This window comes from Streptomyces sp. NPDC006332, assembly GCF_040612855.1.
Classification (GTDB): Bacteria; Actinomycetota; Actinomycetes; order Streptomycetales; family Streptomycetaceae; genus Streptomyces.
The window spans coordinates 140,630-157,809 of the sequence record NZ_JBEXRA010000008.1 but is presented as its reverse complement, the minus strand read 5'-3'; the positions used below and the strand labels follow the sequence as shown (position 1 = coordinate 157,809).

20 protein-coding genes are annotated in these 17,180 nt (G+C 68.2%); 10 read left to right on the top strand and 10 right to left on the bottom strand.

The features are described from left to right. Positions 1 to 34 precede the first annotated feature (34 nt). Positions 35 to 328, bottom strand: a complete 294-nt coding sequence (locus tag ABZ027_RS10390) for a hypothetical protein (RefSeq protein WP_356766404.1) — start codon at positions 326 to 328, stop codon at positions 35 to 37. A gap of 147 nt (positions 329 to 475) precedes the next feature. Here ABZ027_RS10390 and ABZ027_RS10385 point away from each other — a divergent pair, with 147 nt between their 5' ends. Further along, positions 476 to 1,252: an intradiol ring-cleavage dioxygenase gene (locus ABZ027_RS10385; protein WP_356766402.1), complete on the top strand. Its 777-nt coding sequence runs from the start codon at positions 476 to 478 to the stop codon at positions 1,250 to 1,252. Between the two features lie 510 nt (positions 1,253 to 1,762). Further along, entirely contained in the window at positions 1,763 to 1,942 is a 180-nt protein-coding gene (locus ABZ027_RS10380) for a hypothetical protein (protein ID WP_356766400.1), read from the top strand. A gap of 123 nt (positions 1,943 to 2,065) precedes the next feature. On the opposite strand, the gene ABZ027_RS10375 is transcribed toward ABZ027_RS10380, so the two are convergent. Further along, a complete protein-coding gene (locus ABZ027_RS10375) occupies positions 2,066 to 2,677 on the bottom strand; it encodes an SMI1/KNR4 family protein (RefSeq protein WP_356766398.1) in 612 nt (203 codons plus the stop codon). A gap of 242 nt (positions 2,678 to 2,919) precedes the next feature. Here ABZ027_RS10375 and ABZ027_RS10370 point away from each other — a divergent pair, with 242 nt between their 5' ends. After that, positions 2,920 to 3,534, top strand: coding sequence for a hypothetical protein (locus tag ABZ027_RS10370; protein ID WP_356766396.1), 615 nt, complete (start codon positions 2,920 to 2,922; stop codon positions 3,532 to 3,534). A 57-nt stretch (positions 3,535 to 3,591) separates the two neighbouring features. Here ABZ027_RS10370 and ABZ027_RS10365 read toward each other — a convergent pair whose 3' ends face one another. Both ABZ027_RS10365 and ABZ027_RS10360 read right to left on the bottom strand, forming a co-directional pair. Next, positions 3,592 to 4,569, bottom strand: a complete 978-nt coding sequence (locus ABZ027_RS10365; RefSeq protein WP_356766394.1) for a NucA/NucB deoxyribonuclease domain-containing protein — start codon at positions 4,567 to 4,569, stop codon at positions 3,592 to 3,594. 969 nt (positions 4,570 to 5,538) lie between these two features. After that, entirely contained in the window at positions 5,539 to 6,033 is a 495-nt protein-coding gene (locus ABZ027_RS10360; RefSeq protein WP_356766392.1) for an ATP-binding protein, read from the bottom strand. A gap of 129 nt (positions 6,034 to 6,162) precedes the next feature. Between ABZ027_RS10360 and ABZ027_RS10355 the strand changes: the two genes are divergently transcribed. From ABZ027_RS10355 to ABZ027_RS10345, 3 genes are read left to right on the top strand one after another with little or no spacing between them, the layout of a single operon-like run. Next, positions 6,163 to 7,002 (top strand): helix-turn-helix transcriptional regulator, encoded by an 840-nt coding sequence (locus tag ABZ027_RS10355; RefSeq protein ID WP_356766390.1) that lies wholly within the window; start codon positions 6,163 to 6,165, stop codon positions 7,000 to 7,002. Then, on the top strand, positions 6,999 to 7,238 hold the full coding sequence (locus ABZ027_RS10350; RefSeq protein WP_356766388.1) for a DUF397 domain-containing protein: 240 nt from the start codon (positions 6,999 to 7,001) through the stop codon (positions 7,236 to 7,238). The genes ABZ027_RS10355 and ABZ027_RS10350 overlap by 4 nt, the downstream gene beginning before the upstream one ends. Positions 7,239 to 7,287: 49 nt before the next feature. Beyond that, complete coding sequence (locus ABZ027_RS10345) at positions 7,288 to 8,253, top strand: ADP-ribosylglycohydrolase family protein (protein ID WP_356766523.1); 966 nt, start codon at positions 7,288 to 7,290, stop codon at positions 8,251 to 8,253. On the opposite strand, the gene ABZ027_RS10340 is transcribed toward ABZ027_RS10345, so the two are convergent. Both ABZ027_RS10340 and ABZ027_RS10335 read right to left on the bottom strand, forming a co-directional pair. Continuing rightward, entirely contained in the window at positions 8,231 to 8,899 is a 669-nt protein-coding gene (locus ABZ027_RS10340) for a GNAT family N-acetyltransferase (protein ID WP_356766386.1), read from the bottom strand. The two genes, ABZ027_RS10345 and ABZ027_RS10340, sit on opposite strands and share 23 nt — an antisense overlap. Further along, positions 8,842 to 9,222, bottom strand: a complete 381-nt coding sequence (locus ABZ027_RS10335; RefSeq protein ID WP_356766384.1) for a helix-turn-helix domain-containing protein — start codon at positions 9,220 to 9,222, stop codon at positions 8,842 to 8,844. The genes ABZ027_RS10340 and ABZ027_RS10335 overlap by 58 nt, the downstream gene beginning before the upstream one ends. 139 nt (positions 9,223 to 9,361) lie before the next feature. On the opposite strand from ABZ027_RS10335, the gene ABZ027_RS10330 reads away from it, so the two are divergent. Genes ABZ027_RS10330 through ABZ027_RS10320 form a run of 3 tightly spaced genes read left to right on the top strand, consistent with a single transcriptional unit; the run spans position 9,362 to position 10,837 of the window. Next, positions 9,362 to 9,769, top strand: coding sequence for a RidA family protein (locus ABZ027_RS10330; RefSeq protein WP_356766383.1), 408 nt, complete (start codon positions 9,362 to 9,364; stop codon positions 9,767 to 9,769). Between the two features lie 7 nt (positions 9,770 to 9,776). Next, a complete protein-coding gene (locus ABZ027_RS10325) occupies positions 9,777 to 10,229 on the top strand; it encodes a hypothetical protein (RefSeq protein WP_356766382.1) in 453 nt (150 codons plus the stop codon). Next, positions 10,214 to 10,837, top strand: coding sequence for a hypothetical protein (locus tag ABZ027_RS10320; protein ID WP_356766380.1), 624 nt, complete (start codon positions 10,214 to 10,216; stop codon positions 10,835 to 10,837). Before ABZ027_RS10325 ends, ABZ027_RS10320 begins: the two co-directional genes overlap by 16 nt. Before the next feature lie 332 nt (positions 10,838 to 11,169). Here ABZ027_RS10320 and ABZ027_RS10315 read toward each other — a convergent pair whose 3' ends face one another. From ABZ027_RS10315 to ABZ027_RS10300, 4 genes are all read right to left on the bottom strand, one after another. Beyond that, positions 11,170 to 11,580, bottom strand: a complete 411-nt coding sequence (locus ABZ027_RS10315; protein ID WP_356766378.1) for a hypothetical protein — start codon at positions 11,578 to 11,580, stop codon at positions 11,170 to 11,172. Between the two features lie 82 nt (positions 11,581 to 11,662). Next, positions 11,663 to 12,313, bottom strand: coding sequence for a DUF4360 domain-containing protein (locus ABZ027_RS10310; protein WP_356766376.1), 651 nt, complete (start codon positions 12,311 to 12,313; stop codon positions 11,663 to 11,665). Positions 12,314 to 12,477: 164 nt separating this feature from the next. After that, positions 12,478 to 13,389 (bottom strand): sulfite exporter TauE/SafE family protein, encoded by a 912-nt coding sequence (locus ABZ027_RS10305; RefSeq protein ID WP_356766375.1) that lies wholly within the window; start codon positions 13,387 to 13,389, stop codon positions 12,478 to 12,480. Between the two features lie 154 nt (positions 13,390 to 13,543). Further along, on the bottom strand, positions 13,544 to 14,002 hold the full coding sequence (locus ABZ027_RS10300; RefSeq protein ID WP_356766373.1) for an Rrf2 family transcriptional regulator: 459 nt from the start codon (positions 14,000 to 14,002) through the stop codon (positions 13,544 to 13,546). A gap of 86 nt (positions 14,003 to 14,088) precedes the next feature. Between ABZ027_RS10300 and ABZ027_RS10295 the strand changes: the two genes are divergently transcribed. Further along, complete coding sequence (locus tag ABZ027_RS10295) at positions 14,089 to 17,148, top strand: beta-galactosidase (protein WP_356766371.1); 3,060 nt, start codon at positions 14,089 to 14,091, stop codon at positions 17,146 to 17,148. The last annotated feature ends 32 nt before the right edge of the window (positions 17,149 to 17,180 follow it).

Genomic DNA, 17,180 nt, shown 5'->3' with positions numbered 1-17,180 from the left:
TCACTAGGACTGCCGACGGGCCGCCGACGGGGCGTCAGCCCGGGCCGAAGTCCGCTTCCAGCCGCTCGCGCCAGCCCGGGTCCGCCAGGCCCGCCCCGACCAGGACGTCCCGCCAGTCCTCCTTGGCCAGCTGGACGGCGTCGAGGAGGCGGTCCACCCGGCCCCGGCCGCACAGCAGGGTGGCGGCGGCGATGCGTTCCTTGTCCTCCCGGTCGCCCCGCTCGGTCAGGTGGTTCACCAGCTCGGCGAGGAGTTCCCCCACCACCCGGCCGTCCCGTCCCGGAAAGTCCTGGGCGATGCGCTTCTCGACCCGCACGGTCAGCCCCATGCGCGCTCCCTTTCTCTCTTTTTGACCCTTTTATCACATCACGGTACCCCGACCTGGCGGCGCGGTGTCCGACAAGCAACTTGACGGCCCGTCACTTTGCCCAATCCACAGCCGGCCGACAGCATCGCCTTCTACGGTGCCGTGTTCATGACAGACACCCCCACGAACGACACGTCAGAAGCGCGGGCGTCCCACCCGGTCGGGCGCCGCACCGTCCTCATCGCCACGGGCGCCACCGCGGCCACCCTGGCCGTCGCCGCCGTCCCGGAAGCTCCGGCGACCCCCACCGCGCCCGTGGCCGCCGCGGCCGTCTGCACCCTCACGAAGGAGATGACCGAAGGCCCCTACTACCTCGACGGACAGCTCGTCCGCTCCGACATCAGCGAAGGCAAGGCGGGTTTCCCGCTCAAACTGAACCTCACCGTCGTCGACGACGACACCTGCGTGCCGCTGAGCAACGCGCTCGTGGAGATCTGGCACTGTGACGCCCTCGGCGAGTACTCCGGCTTCGTCGGCAACAACGGCCACGACGAGCCCGACAACGGCACCTTCTTGCGCGGCGGCGTCCTCACCAACTCCAGCGGCGTCGCGAGCATCACCAGCGTCTACCCCGGCTGGTACGTGGGCCGCTGTGTGCACATCCACGTCAAGGTGCACACGAACGTCACGCTCACCTCGGACGGCTCGTTCACCGGCGGCCAGGAGCTGCACACCGGGCAGCTCTTCTTCAACGAGACGATCACGGCCAGAGTCGGCGCGCTGTCGCCGTACTCGGCCAACAAGGTCACCCGCACCACCCTCGCCCGGGACAGCATCTACGACGACGGAGGCGCCGCGTCCGGCCTCCTCACCCTGACCGCCCTGGGCAGCTCCCCGTCCGCCGGCTACACCGGCACGCTCACGTTGGGTGTGGAGCGGAGCTGACGCGATCTGGGTCCTGACGGTGCCCTGGGTGACCGTACGTCCGGACGTACGGTCACCCAGGTCGGTCCCCGGCGCTTGGTCCTGAGACGCGGTCGAAGCCGGGCGGCGAGGCGAAACTCGACCTGGACTGGACCACCACGTGGGCCACTCCCAACGCGACCTTCCCGGCGAACCAGAAGTGGGCCGCCGACTCCTTCGACGTCCGCTGCGACAACTAGGTCGGCGGCAACACCAGCTGTGTCTTCTACAAGTACCCCGCGGCGGCCGCGTATTACTGGGTGCTGATGGACATGCTCGACTCCCACTCCGGGAGCGAGGAGTACGGATCACCACTGCACCAGCTGGCGGACGACGGGCCGCAAAGGACAACCGCGGCAAAATGTGCGATCTCGCGGTCGCCGAGTGGAAACCGAACCCGAAGGCGATCGGGAAGAGTTGTGACGACCACCCGTTCGCCAAGTCGCGAGAGAGCGGGGCCAGAGACTCACGTCAGGCAAGTACTCCGCACAGATGTACGCCATAGATGGCGCCAACGGAACGTTCCCACTGAAGCTCGACGAGAACTACGACTACCCGACCTGGCACGAAATCTGCGGTCGCGCGGCGATCACTGTGGCCCAGAACACCGATGCGGGCGGTGATCTGGGGCGATTCACCTCAGACGTGCGACCCCTGGACCACGACGCCTAATACGCCCAGACGGGCCTGGGGGGCTGCGACATCGACTCGGTCTGCGATCTCGGCTGACCCTGCCCCTGCCGGACCCCTTCCACGGGTCCGGCAGGCCGTCGCAGTGTTCCTCCGCCGTGCTTCTCAGCGCCGCGCGCGGAAAACGTGCCACTCCAGCTTGCACCCCTCGTGCACGGAGGGCACTCGGGGCAGCGAGGTGAGCGGGGAGCCGTTTTCGACTCCCGCGCACAGCTCCTCCAGCATCAGCTCCTGACTCGCCCACAACACCCGGTAATCGGGGTCGCCGAAGGACATCTCGCCGACCTCGCCGTAGTGGGCGCCTCGCCGGTGGTCCACGAACAACATGTCGCCCGAGAAGCTTTGGGCGAACGGCACCCACCCGCCGTGCGCGATCCTGCCGACCACCAGGTCCTCATCGCCCTCCTCCACCGCATCGGCGGCCATCGACGCGAGGTGGCGCTGCTGCTCCAGGATCCTCCGGGTGTCCAGTAGCGCGTAGTTCATCAGGAACATCCCAGGATCGGTGCTTCCCAGCGGCGCGGTTACGCCGTCGTGCCGTGCCAGGAGCACCTTCAAGTCCGGGTGAAGAGGGAAGCCGAGTCCTTCCTCCAACTGCGAGATGTTCGCCTCCGCGGCCCCGGCGCGCAGAGACGCGTACTCATCGGGGACGTGCTCGAACAGCCAGCGTTCGAGACGCTCCCACAGCTGTGCGGTGTCGTACGGTGCGTGAGACATGCAACTTGTATATCGGGGCCCGCCCGCTAGCGCTGTGGCCGGACCTGTACTTCTGCAACACCGACTGGATCCGCCGCGCCCTACCTGGAGGTGGACCGAGTCTCGTCTCTGGTGGTGCAAAGAACCAGTGCGGGGGCGGCGCATGACCGAACTGCGATCCCCGCGACGCGAAGCTCCCCAACGACTCCGACATGGCCGACCGTGTTGCTGCGTGACTGCCCCATTCCTGACAGGCTCGAGGCATGCCAGAGATCAGCAGCGTGGGAGCAGTCAACATCGAGCACGGCCACTTTCCCGTTGGTGAGATGTGGGAGCCGGGCTTCAAGCGTAGGGATGGCAAGCCGGATTTCCAGACCAATGAACCGGTGATCGTCGTGTCTGGCCAGGTCATCGTGACGTCGCGGGTCCAGGAGCACACTGCCCCAGTGGTCGTCGCCGTCAGGGACCACGAGGACGACACGCCAGGACCAGGCTGGACTCTGGTGGCATCTGTGGACTACCAGCCGGTCTACAAGGGCCGAATGGCAGTGCTGGACACTCTTGACGGCCCTGCCGGGCCTGCAGCTGGACCCATTGAGGTGTTTGGCCAACAGGCTGAACCGGGTGAGCCTTTCGTGCATTTGGACCCCGCCCGCACCTACCGAGCGCAGGTCTGGTCGCAGGGCCGGAGTGACTCCCGTGAGCGATTCAACGCCGCTACACGGCGCGAGGAAGGCCGTGGCCAGGACGGATTTGAGAGGTACTTGATCGCGTTCGTCCCTTCGGGAACACAGGAACCACCAGCTCCCACCGCAGAAGAGAGCCGACGAGATCGTGTTGCCCGCCAGCATGGACGGCCCCCGCTCAACATGCGCTGATCGACTGGCTGGCCCAGGGGGAGCGACCGGTGGCCGCTCCCCCTTCGGCTATGCCGGTTACTTCACGTAGATGCCGTACTCATTGTTGTGCAGGATCCGGTCACTGCCGTACCAGTCGGCCAGCTCGCTGCCCGCCTTGCTGTTCTCCGCCCCCGGCACATAGCGGACGGAGAAGTTGCCGTCCCCGAGGCCGGCACCCTCCTTGGTGGAGGCGAAGGGGAATTCGTCGCACTGGTAGCTGTCATTGGGACGGCTAAGACCCCGGCACGCGGCGTCCTTGGCGTTCCGGTTCTTCCGCGTCACCTCGGCCGCAGCCGCATCGAAGTTGGTCCAGTTGCGGTGCAGGGGACGCGAGTTCCCGTTCCAGATGTCACCGGGAATCACCTTGCCGGCCTTGGACGGGTAGGTGGTCTGGGGCTGGTACAGCGCGTCGTAGATGTGGTTGGCGACGCCCGCGGTATCGCTCTGGGCCCGATCGTAGGAGAACGACGGGATGACACGATCGAAGATCACTCCCGCGTCGTAGTACTTGCTGCCGAGAGACTTGGACGAGTCGAAGCGCACGCCGTTCTCGGGCCCGCTGCTCCACGGGGTGGTGGCGCCCCCACCGGTGACCTTCCACTGGTGGTTGTACACGCACGTGGCGATGTCGTCCGGACCATTGCCGCTGCCCCTGTCGGACACCAGCCCGTAGGCGATGTACTCATCCCTCCAGTCACCGACGGTCGTGGTGAACGGGTTCGACGAGACGTCGGCCACCCTGCAGGAGCTTGAGGAGGGCCAGCCCGCCTGGCCGATATAGAAGCTCATCGTTGCCGTGTCATTGAACTTGCCGGAAGCCACGACTTGGTCGGTGTGGACTTCGATGGTCGCGTCCCGCAGTTCGCCGGAGCCGGTGCCGATCTCGGTCTCGCGGAACCGGACCATGCCTTCGACCGCGCCCTGGCCGCTGAGCTTGACGGCGGTGTTGTAGCCCCAGCGGCAGAAGCTGAAATGGTTGATGATCTTACCTGCGGCGTCGTGCGCGTCGGACATCGCCCGGCACTGTTCCTTGGTGAGGGCTGCCGCGACGCCTATCCGTTTCTCCGCGGCAGCACCCCCAGGCTCGGCGACGTAGGTCTCGCCGTTCTTCTGGGCGATCCTCTGCTCATTGGTTTCGCTGGAAGGTTCCGGAGCTGTCGGCGTCTCGCTGGTCTGCAGCGTTTCAGCGGAGATGGCCGAACGCTGCCTGGTGAGGGCTTGTCGGTAGTCGGTGCCCAGCGGCAGATCGATGGGCTTGCTGGAACGCAGCCATACGATCTGCCCTTCGCTGCTTTCCGCGGTACCAGCGGATCAGTCACCCCGCATCGGGCGCAAAATCGCTTCGGGGGGCTATCTGACGGGGCAGCGGCTGGACGACGGAGACGTCGCCCGGTGGGTGCCGCAGGTACTGCTGCCCCGGCCGCCGCCGTGTTCTGCCTGACCAGCCCGGGTGGGCGTGGTGGACCAGCATGGTGGCGGGGGAGAAAACCACCGCTACGGCAGCCGCGGATCGCCGCGACGCTCGTCTTCACCGTCGTGGCGTCGGTGTTCTGCGGGGCGGCATCGGTCGACGATCCGCCGGTAACCTCTCACGACTGTCCAGGAGGAAGGTGAGACGGCAGTGCGGCGGCATCGGGATGGTCCGGGCCAGAGCCTGCTGGATGACCTGGGTCAGATCCGTTTCCCCCCTCACGGGCGCCCGACCTGAGGCTCGGGCCTCGGTATCTGAGGCCGGGCCGCGGTGCAGTTGCGTGCGGTCATCCGACAGACCCAGAGGGCCCCCGGACGAAGCGTCAGCCAGCGCCGGAGTCCGCTTCCAGTTGCACACGCCAGCCCGCGTCCGCCAGGCCGCCCTGAGCAGGGTGACGGCGGCGATGCGTTTCTTGTCCTCCCGGTCACCCCGCTCGTCAGGTGGTTCACCATCTCGGCGAGGAGTTCCCCCACCACCCGGCCGTCCCGCCTGACGTACGTCCGGACGTACGGTCATCCAGGGCCGTCCTCTGCCCCCTTCACCACCGTCAGCCAGCCCGGCAGGTCGATCTCGGCCCGTACCGTCTTGCCGGGCGGTGGCTCCCGGTCGACCACCTCCCAGCGGTCGGCGAGCGCGTCGACGAGCAGCAGGCCGCGGCCTGCTTCGGCGAGCGGGCAGGGCGGTCGGTGTCGTACGTCGGCCGGGGCCGGGGGGCGTGGCTGCGGGCGGGTGTCGGTCACCTCGACGCGCACGCTGCCGACGACCAGCGTCAGCCTCAGTTCGAAGTCCCGGCCCGGGACGCGCCCGTGGGTCACCGCGTTCGCGGCCAGCTCGGCGACGATCAGCGCGACGGCGTCGGAGGGGTCGCTGCCGTGCGGGATGCCCCAGGCGTGGAGTTGGTGCACGGCGAGGTACCGGGCCAGGCGGGCGCCGCGCGGGGTGGAGCTGAGGCGCTGCGCGAACGTACGTACGGTAACCGGGCCTTGGCGGGTCGGAGGTGATGTCACACCCCCAATCTGACCGGCCTGAGGTCCACTTCACCAGGTCGGAGCCGTGTACGCCGCGCGAGCGTACGCGGTCACGGACTGGACAGTACCGGTGACTGCCCGTGACCATGTGTGCGGGAGGTGACCGGGGTGGTCGATGGAGCGGTGGGTACGGTCGGGAGCGAGCCGGAGTCGTCCGACAGTCTGCGGACGTTCGGGGCGGTCGTCCAGGCGTTGCGGGAGCACGCGGGGCTGAGCCGGGGGGAGTTCGCGGACCTGGTCCGCTTCTCCAAACACACGGTGGCGTCAGTGGAGTTGGGCCGCCGTATGCCCGACCCGGCGTTCGTGGACCGCGCGGAGGAGGCACTCGGGAACACGGGCGCGTTACGGAAGGCGGCTGGGCATCTGGCTCGGCAGCCGGGGTTGGCGGCTTGGTTTCGGCAGTGGGCGCGGTTGGAGGCGGCGGCGATCGCGTTGTACACGTACGAATGCCGGTTGATCCCAGGCTTGTTGCAGACGGAGGCGTACGCACGGCAGTTGTTCGACGATCAGCTGCCACCGTTGCAGGACGAGCAGATCGAGGTGCAGTGGGCCGCACGGGCTGATCGGAAGCGGCTGCTGGTCGAGCAGCCGAACACCCAGTTCAGCTTTGTCCTCGAAGAGCAGTTGTTCTTGCGGCGTACCGGCGGCGCCGAGGTGACGCGGGAACTCATGGGTCACATTCTGGAGATGGCAGAGCTGCGGAACATCGAGATTCAGATCATGCCGTTGGTGCGGGAGTCGCACGCCGGGCTGGCGGGCCCCATCCAGTTGCTGGAGACGCCTGACGCCAAGTGGTACGCCTATAACGAGGGCCAACGTGGCGGCCTGCTCTTCTCCGACCCGAAAGAGGTCAGCGTCCTCCAAAAGCGGTATGCCAGGATGCGTGCACAGGCTCTCACCTCCGAAGACTCCGTGAGCCTGTTGCAGCGGATGCGAGGAGCGCTATGAGCACCAGCGAACTGGCCTGGTTCAAATCGACGTACAGCAGCAGCGGCGACGGCGACTGCATCGAGGTAGCCATCGCCTGGCAGAAGTCCAGCTACAGCAGCAGCGGTTCCGGCGACTGCGTCGAGGTAGCCCGCACCCCCGCCACCATCCACGTCCGCGACTCCAAGAACACCCAGGGCCCGCGACTCGCCCTCTCCCCCGCGGCCTGGACGGAGTTCGTGTCGCTTGTGCAGTGACCGCAGAGACGCTCCGCCACCGCTGCCCGAGCATGCGCGGACGAAGCGGATTCAGCGTGCCGCCGGCGCGGTCGTCGGGTCAGCGGTGGGTGATGCCCTGGGTGGCCCCTTCGAGTTCGGCTCCCAGGGGGCGTTCTCCGCGCGGTTTCCCACGCCTGGTGCCGGTGGCGAGATGTGTGGGGGCGGCGGCTGGGACCCCGGCGAGGCCACGGACGACACGCAGATGGCCGTCCTGGTCGCCGAGTCCCTGTTGGAGCGGGGCGCACTGGATCTGCCGGACATCTTCGCCCGCTTCCAGCAATGGGCAGCAGCAGGACCGAAGGACATCGGCCTGCAGACCGAGGACGTCCTGACCAACGGCATGTCGTGGGACCTCGCCGCCGCGATCCATTTCCAGGTCAATCAACGAGCGGCGGGAAACGGCTCCTTGATGCGGGCGTCGACCTCCGCGGTGCACTTCGCGGCCGCCGGTCAAGAAGCCACCATGGACGCGGCCCGCCGCATCGCGGCTCTCACCCACGGTGACCGCGCGGCCTGGGAAGGCACCGCGATCTTCCACGAACTCATCCGCGTCACGTTCGAGGACACCGACCCCCTCACGGCGCTCCCGGACACCCTGTCTCTCGTCCACCCCGACCACCGACGCCGCTACTCCACAGTCCTCGCGCCCGACTGGCACCCCGATCAGGCAACCGAGTTCAACGGTGCTGTCTGGCCCTGCCTGGGCTCCGCCGTCTGGGCCCTACGGACCACCAACAGCTTCGAGGACGCGATACGCGCGGCGATCGACCTCGGCGGTGACACGGACACCGTCGCCGCGGTGACCGGAGGCCTCGCGGGGGCGTACTACGGGCTGGATGCGATCCCCACCCACTGGACTGAGCCGCTCCATGTGCCCCTGCCAGGATTCGAACGACGGGTACTGCGCCTGGCGGATCTGCTCCACCTTGCACATCGCCTCGCAGACGAGCCGCCTGAGCACCTCGTCGGAGTCAGACCCCGGGGATCAAGGTGAGGCGCATGCGAACATAATTCCTTTTGCCTGGACCGGGCCGCCGGTGTCCGTCGGGCTTCCATCCGTGCCGCGCGTAGAAGGCTTGAGCCCGACTGTTGCGCTCCCATGCTTCCAGCACGCCTGTGACCAGTGACGCATCGCGAAGGAACTGCACGAATGCCGCATGCAGGCAGCTGCCGATCCCTTGTCCCCAGATACTCGGATGAACATGGATTTGGTATAGCTGCCCCGCGGTTGTGGCATCGAATTCAGCTTCGTGGGGAGGGCCCATCGACAAGATGCCCACCAACTCGCCCTCTCGTTCCGCGCACAACACAGTCCTGTCGCCGGACTGGATGGCACGCAACCAGCTCTGCCGTCGCCTGGAGCGCGCGTCCCTGGAAGCGGGCTCCACGTCTCTCAGCCCGCCCGCCTGGTAGTACGCCGTGCGGGCCAGAGTATGCAGGTCAGTGATCGAGTCTGCGTCGTCCAGGTTCGCAGTTCGCAATGACGTCTGAGGAGTCTTCACGATCAGCTGACGCACCGCCGGCGATCCATGGTTCCCCTTCGGATGCCCCGCGGTCTGGACGCTGTGGACGTGACCAGCCGTCAGCCGTCGAAGCGGTGGCGGGCCGCCTCGATCTGGCCGAAGTACCGGTGGGTCCATTCACACATTCCGTCGACCGTCGCGCGTAGACCCTGGCCCGGCCCGGTGAGGGTGTATTCGACACGCGGCGGGACGGTGGGGTGCACGGTTCGCTCGACCAGGCCGTTGCGTTCCAGCATGCGCAGGTTCTGGGTGAGCATCTTGTGGCTGATGCCCTCGATCTCGTTCCGCAGTTCGGTGAAGCGCAGGGTGCGTTCGCCGAGCGTCTCGATGATCAGGAACGCCCACTTGTTGGCGACGTCGGAGAAGATCTCCCGCGCCAACGAGTCCGCACGCCTGAAGTCTGCTTCCTCGGACAGGCCGTTGACCTGTTTGGTCACCATCAGGTTCCCCAGTCACTGAAAAGTGCGTTCTTCCATGTCAACGGCCACTCTCTTACGGTTCCCGAGTAACCACAAGAGACCACGAAGGTCTGGAGTGACGAGCACGGGCCCACGATGCCCGGACAAGGAGACGGACGGCATGGCCATCACCCTGGTGAACCCCAGCGGACTGCCCAAGATCGATGTCTACCGGCAGGTGTCGATCGCGACTGGCTCGAAGCTGGTCTTCATCGCCGGTCAGGTCGCCTGGGACGCCGAGGGGACCACGGTCGGCGAAGGCGACCTCGCCGCGCAGGTCGAGCAGTGCTACCTCAACATCGGCACGGCCCTGGCAGAGGCCGGCGGCTCCTTCGAGGACGTGGCGAAACTGACCTTCTACGTTGTCGACTGGACTCCCGACAAGATGCCCACGCTCCTGGAGGGACTCTCCCGCGCGGCCGCAAAGCTGGGAGTCACCCCGGCCCCGCCGAGCACGCTGCTGGGTGTCGCGGCACTGGACGTCCCCGACCACCTGGTCGAGATCGAAGCCACCGCGGTTCTCGACTGAACAGGTCATGTTCGCTGCGGAGACCGGGAAAACAACCCCTCAGCCGGGAATGAGTCGGGGCTGGTACGGGTGGGAGGCGACCCGGTGGGCCTTCCCGGTCAGAGCGCGTCAGTGCAGACATGCGGATCACGGACGCAAAATCGTTACCCGGAACGGCAATTCCGAGCTCGGCTGGAACCACTTCACCCACCGACACAACATCAAGAAGTGTGCCATCCTCAACGCGGCCCTCAAGGACAAAGTCGACCGCAATGACGGCCACGGGCGGTTGGAGTATGACGGCGTCGCGATCAGGACCGGCAGCAGCCCCGCGCAGGTTAAGTTTGTCGTGATCGTTCAGTACACCCGCAAGACCAAGGATGGACGGTACGACGCCGGTCGGGGACAGAAAATCGGCGTCGTCAACGCCTTCTGCCGCAACCAGCCGAACAACAAGTGCCCCGCATGGATGAATCAGTGATCGAGTCCGAAGACCGAGAGCAGCAGGCAGCTGTCAGTCGCCTGCTGCTGTACTACCTCAACGCCCCCCTCGCCGAGGGCTGCCGCCTGCGCGGCGTCGTGCCCGCCCCAGGCGCCGTCCGGATCGCCGTCCATGTCGGAGACGACGAGGACGGCGCTACGTTCCTCTACGAGATTCCCCACGACGCAGTCGCCCCGTACTACATCCCCGGCATCCTGCGCACCGTACTGGCCGGCACCCAGCTCTACAGCAGCAGCGACATCAGCGAAGACATGGGGATGACCGTCATCCGCCTCAGTCCCGAGGAGATCACCCCGGACCCAGAACCCGAACAGGGCCAGGCACTCACCCTCTTGCGCGCCTTGTCGGACCCCGGCGACGAGGAGAACCCCTTCCTGATCGGTTTTCTACTTCTGGGACACAGCGTGTTGCGCCTGTACGTGCAGCGCTCTGACCACCCAGGCCTCATCGGCGCAGACATTCGACTCACCGGTACGCCTACCGCTTTGATCGCCTCCCTTCCCAGCCTCATCGAAGAAGAGCAGCACCAGAAGCCGTCTCCCGACGACCCTCACTGCGATCTCATCGTGGACCTGACCGACTGGTAGAACATTTGAATATCGCCCTGGGAGAGTGCACCTGTCGATTGCGCGCAATCGACCTGCTTTACACGGGGCCGACGACGTGGCGACTTTCCGTTGCGAGGGATCGCAAGCTCAGCTGATCTCGTCGGTGGTCAAAGTCATGCCCGGGGTCATTGAACCGATTGTGGTGTCGGCGATGCCTCAGCAATCAGAGTTTGGGGCATCGGTTGCGGGGCCGAGTCGCACCCGTTGTCCGCGTACTCCTGTTCGGCCACAGCCCGTCCGGGCCCAGGTTTATCACTACCTGCGTGGAGCTGTGTTGCCAGGCGCTCCACGCGCCACCCTTCTTCTTGGCCCTAGCCCTGCAGGTCCGGCAGCCCCGCCGGCTCCACCTCCACGAGGGACAACAGCCCGCCGAGCCCCGCGAACAGGGCGAGGCACAGGACCGTGACCGCGTCACCGCCCGTGCCCTGCTCGACGAGGTAGCCACCGATGAGCCACGCCTCCACATGGCCGGCCGCGATGAGCAGGTGGTTGCCGCGCTCCCTCAGCGACCGCATGCCCGCCCACAGCAGGACCGGCAGCAACAACAGGCTGATGATGCGGGCCGTCAGACCCTCCAGCATTCCCACGCCGAAGGTGTCGTCGGCCTGGGCCAAGCCATCGGACCACTCCACCAGAGAGGTGGATATCCAGTAGCAGACGCCGGCCGCCAGCGCCGCCACGACCGTTCCCTTCACGCCCCGGAAGCTCCTGCTCTTCGCCATGCACTCACCGTGGCACAGGGCGGCGGTGGGGGCCTGAGTACGCGTACTCAGGCCCCCGGCGAAAGCGAGCGGGGCGAGTGCCCTACTTCTTCGGGCACTCCTTCCACGCCAGGTGGTACACCGTGCTGATGTCGCCGTCCGTCGAGTCCATCGTCATGAAGCTGACCTTGCCGGGCGACTGCGTGCCGGCGCTCACCCGGAGCTCGGTGTTGATGTTGAAGTTGCGCTGGACTCCGCAGGGGGCGTAGACGAGTTGGGGCCAGTCCGTGGTGTCGGTGGCCTGCCAGTTGTCGTCGCGGGGGCCGGTGAAGGGGTGGTTCTTGGACACCGTGTCCGACGAGCCCTGGAAGTAGTACGAGGCTCTCTGGTTGCCGGTCGCGCCGCGCTGCAGCGAGGCGAAGCCGCGGTAGTCGGCGCTGGCGATGGCGTACGTGAAGCCGCCCGGGACATGGACGACCAGGCTGAGCTGGCAGTTCTTGCGGAACGCCGTGGGGTCGGAGTTGCCGCCCGCCTGGGCGAGGTAGTCGCTGTAGGTCACGGTGAAGGCGGTGTTGTCCTCGGAGACGGCGACGGCGGCCGTGCCCTGCGGACAGCCGGAGCCGTTCACCGTGGCGACCTTGATGATGATCTTGTCCGGGGGCGGGTCCTCGAACCCGCCGGACGATGCCTGCGCGGGCAGTGCGGTGGTGAGCAGAGCGGCTATCGCGCCGCCCAGCAGAAGTCCACCAGCCATGGTCTCTCCTCGGGTTGGGGGGTGGCTGCGCCCGCGGCCTGTGAAGGATCGATGAGGTTCCTGTGAAGGCTGAGGGCGATCGCATCGTAGGGAGAGCCACAGCAGGCAGTCAGGGCGAACTCAAGCCATTCACATACGCCAATTTCACTCTGTTCGCCTCGACCTCACACCCGCACCGGCTGCCGCTCCTCGGTGGACACCGGCCGAGCCGCCCGCTCCCGCAGGTGGGCCCGGACCGAGTACGCGAGGGCTGCGGCCCACACCGTGTACAGGACGACATACACGACCGTGCTGAGCGCGCCCGGCGCGACGATCCAGTCGCTCTCCAGGAGCGTTTGGACGTTGGTCACGATGATCACGCCGCCGACCGCGGAGCCCAGCACGCGGGGCGGGACCATGCGGACCAGCCAGGCGGCGACGGGGGCGGCGATCAGTCCGCCGAGCAGGAAGGCGAGCACCCAGCTCCACTTCAGGCCCTGCGAGCCGAGGGAGAGGAGGAAGCCGAGGCTCGCGGCGACCGCGACCACGAACTCGCTGGTGTCGATGGAGCCGATCACCTTGCGGGGCTCCATCCGGCCGCTGGCCAGCAGCGCGGGCGTGCCGACCGGGCCCCAGCCGCCTCCGCCGGTCGCGTCGAGGAACCCGGCGACCAGACCGAGCGGGGTGAGGAACCGCTTGTGCAGCGGTTTGCCCAGTCGGTCCTCGGGCAGGCCGCGCAGGGTGAAGCGGGACATGACGTACAGACCGAGGCCGAGCAGGATCAGGGACATCGCCGGCTCGGCGACCTCGGTGGACAGCTTCGACAGGACCGTCGCGCCGAGGAAGGAGCCGACGGCCCCCGGCACGCCGATCTTCGCGACGACCTTCCAGTCGACGTTCCCGAAGCGCCAGTGCGAGGCGCCCGACATCAGGGTGGTGCCGATCTCGGCGAGGTGGACGGTGGCCGAGGCGGCGGCCGGATTGGTGCCCATGGCCAGCAGCAGTGTGGTGGAGGTGACGCCGTACGCCATGCCGAGGCTGCCGTCCACGAGTTGGGCGCCGAGGCCCGCGAGTGCGAGCAGGATGAGCGTGCGCAAGGTCGGTCCCGTCTTCCTGGGCCCCCTCGGGTCCTCGGACCCCTGGGCCCCCTGGATTTCCTACCGGTCCGGTAGGGATGAACGGGACACGACCCTAGGGGGTCGATCCGCGTGCGGGCCGGGCGGGGGCCTTGGGAGCGTTCTCAGGCCGCGTTCAGGGGTTTTCCCAGGCGGCCGGTTCCGCCGCCAGTCGCTGGACCGGCTCGGGCAGCGCGTCCGCGGCGAGGTCGGCGAGCGTGACGCCCTCCAGGATGCGGCGCACATTGGCGCGCAGCGCGATCCACAACGGCAGCAGGGGCTCGGCCGATCCGGTGTACTCCAGGCCGGTGGGACGTTCGCCGCGCACCGAGACGATGGGTCCGTCGACCGCCCGGATCACGTCCGCGACCGTGATCTGGGCCGCCTCACGGGCCAGCCGGTAGCCGCCGCCCCCGCCGCGCCGGCTGTCGACGACTCCGGCGCGGCGCAGATCACCGAGAATGCCCTCCAGGAACTTGTGCGGGATGTCCTGGACGGCGGCGATGGCCTCCGCCTTCACCGGTCCGTCGTCCTGCCGTACGGCGAGCTCCAGTACCGCCCGTACCGCGTAGTCCGCCCGCGCAGAGATCCTCATACGACAATTGTGCGGGGTCCGCCCGTGCAGAATGGCCCAGCGCCCACGGGTCGCGGACGAATTCAGGCACAACAGGAGGCGCTCCCTTGGGGCTCAGCAGAAGAACTTTCAGCGTCCTCGCCGGTACGGCGGCGCTCGGCTTCACGCTGGGCGGCAGCGAGGGGACCCCGAACAGCATCGCCGACTCCCGCAGGGTGCCCACCGGGCCCGCGCCGGGCCCGCCCGCAGCCGACGGGGTCCGGCACACGGTCGGCTTCGACCGGTACTCGCTGATCGTGGACGGCCGGCGGCTGGTCCTGTGGTCGGGCGAGATGCATCCGTTCCGGCTGCCGAGCCCGTCGCTGTGGCGGGACGTGCTGCAGAAGATGCGTGCGCACGGCTACAACGCGGTCAGCGTCTACGTCTCCTGGAACTACCACTCCCCCGCGCCGGGCAGCTACGACTTCACGGGCGTGCGCGACCTCGACCTGTTCCTGCGCACGGCCGCGGAGACCGGCCTGTACGTGATCCTGCGTCCGGGCCCGTACATCAACGCGGAGGTCGACGGCGGCGGCTTCCCCGGCTGGCTGACGGTCACCGAGGGCCGGGCCCGCACCACCGACCCGGCCTATCTGAAGCACGCCGACGAATGGCTCGGGCAGGTGAACAGGATCGCCGCGCGGCACCAGTTCACCCGGGGCAGGGGCACCGTGCTGCTCTACCAGATCGAGAACGAGTACGACGCGTACGTCACCGAGCCGGCCGGCCGTGACTACATGTCCCACCTGTACAAGAAGGTGCGGGCGGACGGCATCGACGTACCGCTGTTCCACAACGACAAGGGCCACGCCGGACAGGGCCACGACGGAAAGGGCCACGACGACCAGGGCCCGAACGGCTACTGGACCCCCGGCTCCTTCGACACCGGGGGCGAGAAGGGGCGCTGGCTGTACGGCTTCGACGCGTACCCCTCGCCCGAGCAGGTGCCGCCGGACCTGGGACACTTCGGGGCCGGTGGCCGCAGGGGCGGGGCGACGGCGAGCCCGAGGACGCCCGGGTTCGTGCCGGAGTTCGGCGGGGGCTGGTTCGACCCGTGGGGCGGATCCACCTTCCGGGGCAAGGGGTACGCCGAGGCCCGGCGCACCCGGGACGCGGCCTACGAGCGGCGCTTCTACCTGACCAACCTCGCCAACGGCATCACCCTGCACAACGTCTACATGACCTTCGGCGGCACCTCCTGGGGCTGGCTGCCCGCGCCGGTCGTCTACACCTCGTACGACTACGGGGCGGCCTTCGACGAGGGGCGCAACGCCACCGCCAAGCTCGCCCCGATGCACCAGATCGGCCATCTGCTCGCGCGCCAGCCGGACTTCGCCAGGCTGAAGCGGGCGGCGGCGGTGAAACCCGCGGACGACCGGCTCACGGCGTACCACCTGACCAACCCGGATACCGGCGCCCACGTGTACGTCCTGCGCAACGACAGCTCCGAACGGGTCACCACGACCCTGCCGGACACCGCCTTCGACGTGCCGGTCTCGGTCCCGGCCCAGGACGCCCGGATGCTGGCGACCGGCATGGCGCTCGGACAGTGGAAGCTGCGGTACTCCACCGTGCAGCCGATGTTCTGCGTGACCGCGGGGCGGCAGGACATCGCCGTGTTCGCGGGACCGCGCGGCGAGATCGGGCAGGTCGTGCTGGACTGCCCGGAGGAGCCGACGACGACCCGGCTGGACCCCGATCCGGCCTGGGTGTACGACCGTGGTCTGCTGCGGGTGACCGCGCCGCTCGGCGCCGGCGGGCTGACCCGGGTGAAGGTCGAGGGCGGCGGGCACGACCGGTCGCTGCTGCTGCTCTTCGTGGACGACGCGACCTCCCTGCGGCTGTTCCCGCGCGATACCCCCTCGGGTTCCGTGTTGGTGTACGGCCCGGCGCTGGTGCGTGACGTGACGCTGCGCGAGGGCACGGTCGAGCTGACCGGCGACACGGTCGCGGCGACCGGTCTGGAGGTGTGGGGTCCGCGCGGGATCACCGAGGTCACCTGGAACGGGGCCCCGGTGCGGACCCGGATCAGCGGTACCCAGAGCCTGCTGGCCCTGCGTCCGCTGCCCGGCGTGGGACGGGTGTCGCTGCCCGCCCTGGACAGTGGCTGGCGGCGCCGGGTCGAGAACCCGGAGTCGGCGCCGGACTTCGACGACTCGACGTGGACGGTCGCGGACCGGACCACCTCGCACAGCGTCACGCCCGTGCCCGACGGGCAGCCGGTGCTGTTCGCCGACGACTACGGCTTCCACTACGGGGACGTCTGGTACCGGGGGCACTTCACCGCCGCCGCGGACACCGTCGAGTCCGTCTCCCTCGCCTACAGCACGGGCACCCAGGGCCTGCTGATGGCCTGGCTCGACGGGGAGCCGCTGGGCACGCACCGGATGCCGGTGCCGGACAACAGCACGGCACGGCAGGGAAGTTGGGCGGCCACGGCCACGTTCGCGGTGCCGGAAGCGCTGCGCGAGAAGCTGGGCGAGAAGTTGGGCGAGCATTCGGCCGAGCCAGGCACCGATCGTGTCCTGTCGGTCCTGGTCCGGCGGATGCAGCACGACATGGACGGCAAGGCGCTCGACACCCACAAGGTGGCCCGCGGACTGACCGAGGTCACCTTCGAGGGGGCGTCACCGAAGGTGAGTTGGCGGGTGCAGGGCGAGGCGGCTCCCGATCCGGTGCGCGGGCCGCAGAACAACGGCGGACTGTACGGCGAACGGGAGGGCTGGCACCTGCCGGGGTTCAAGGACGCGGACTGGAAGGCGGCGAAGCTGCCGCGCGCCGACCGCCGCCAGGGGGTCACCTGGTACCGGACCTCCTTCCGGCTGTCCGTCGCCCCGGGGACCGACGCGTCGATCGGTCTGGTCCTGAACGACGACCCGGCCCGCGCCTACCGCGCGCAGATCTTCCTCAACGGCTGGAACCTGGGCCAGTACGTCAACGACGTAGGCCCGCAGCACACCTTCGTCCTCCCGAACGGGATCCTGCGCACCCGCGGCTCCAACACCCTGGCCCTGGCGGTCCTGTCCGACGGCACCACGGAAGCGGGCCCGAAGGACGTACGGCTGACGCTGCTGGGCGCCGCGGCCGGAGGAGTGCCGGTGACACCGGTGGACTCCCCCGGCCGCTGACCGGCGGGGATTTGGGTGGTTCGAAACACTCC

What these genes read in the sequence shown, in the direction of transcription:
- ABZ027_RS10390 (WP_356766404.1), bottom strand. Translation starts at nt 328, where the DNA reads ATGGGGCTGACCGTGCGGGTCGAGAAGCGCATCGCCCAGGACTTTCCG.
- ABZ027_RS10385 (WP_356766402.1), top strand. Translation starts at nt 476, where the DNA reads ATGACAGACACCCCCACGAACGACACGTCAGAAGCGCGGGCGTCCCAC.
- ABZ027_RS10380 (WP_356766400.1), top strand. Translation starts at nt 1,763, where the DNA reads ATGTACGCCATAGATGGCGCCAACGGAACGTTCCCACTGAAGCTCGAC.
- ABZ027_RS10375 (WP_356766398.1), bottom strand. Translation starts at nt 2,677, where the DNA reads ATGTCTCACGCACCGTACGACACCGCACAGCTGTGGGAGCGTCTCGAA.
- ABZ027_RS10370 (WP_356766396.1), top strand. Translation starts at nt 2,920, where the DNA reads ATGCCAGAGATCAGCAGCGTGGGAGCAGTCAACATCGAGCACGGCCAC.
- ABZ027_RS10365 (WP_356766394.1), bottom strand. Translation starts at nt 4,569, where the DNA reads ATGTCCGACGCGCACGACGCCGCAGGTAAGATCATCAACCATTTCAGC.
- ABZ027_RS10350 (WP_356766388.1), top strand. Translation starts at nt 6,999, where the DNA reads ATGAGCACCAGCGAACTGGCCTGGTTCAAATCGACGTACAGCAGCAGC.
- ABZ027_RS10340 (WP_356766386.1), bottom strand. Translation starts at nt 8,899, where the DNA reads ATGGACCCACCGGTACTTCGGCCAGATCGAGGCGGCCCGCCACCGCTT.
- ABZ027_RS10335 (WP_356766384.1), bottom strand. Translation starts at nt 9,222, where the DNA reads ATGGTGACCAAACAGGTCAACGGCCTGTCCGAGGAAGCAGACTTCAGG.
- ABZ027_RS10330 (WP_356766383.1), top strand. Translation starts at nt 9,362, where the DNA reads ATGGCCATCACCCTGGTGAACCCCAGCGGACTGCCCAAGATCGATGTC.
- ABZ027_RS10325 (WP_356766382.1), top strand. Translation starts at nt 9,777, where the DNA reads ATGTTCGCTGCGGAGACCGGGAAAACAACCCCTCAGCCGGGAATGAGT.
- ABZ027_RS10320 (WP_356766380.1), top strand. Translation starts at nt 10,214, where the DNA reads ATGGATGAATCAGTGATCGAGTCCGAAGACCGAGAGCAGCAGGCAGCT.
- ABZ027_RS10315 (WP_356766378.1), bottom strand. Translation starts at nt 11,580, where the DNA reads ATGGCGAAGAGCAGGAGCTTCCGGGGCGTGAAGGGAACGGTCGTGGCG.
- ABZ027_RS10310 (WP_356766376.1), bottom strand. Translation starts at nt 12,313, where the DNA reads ATGGCTGGTGGACTTCTGCTGGGCGGCGCGATAGCCGCTCTGCTCACC.
- ABZ027_RS10300 (WP_356766373.1), bottom strand. Translation starts at nt 14,002, where the DNA reads ATGAGGATCTCTGCGCGGGCGGACTACGCGGTACGGGCGGTACTGGAG.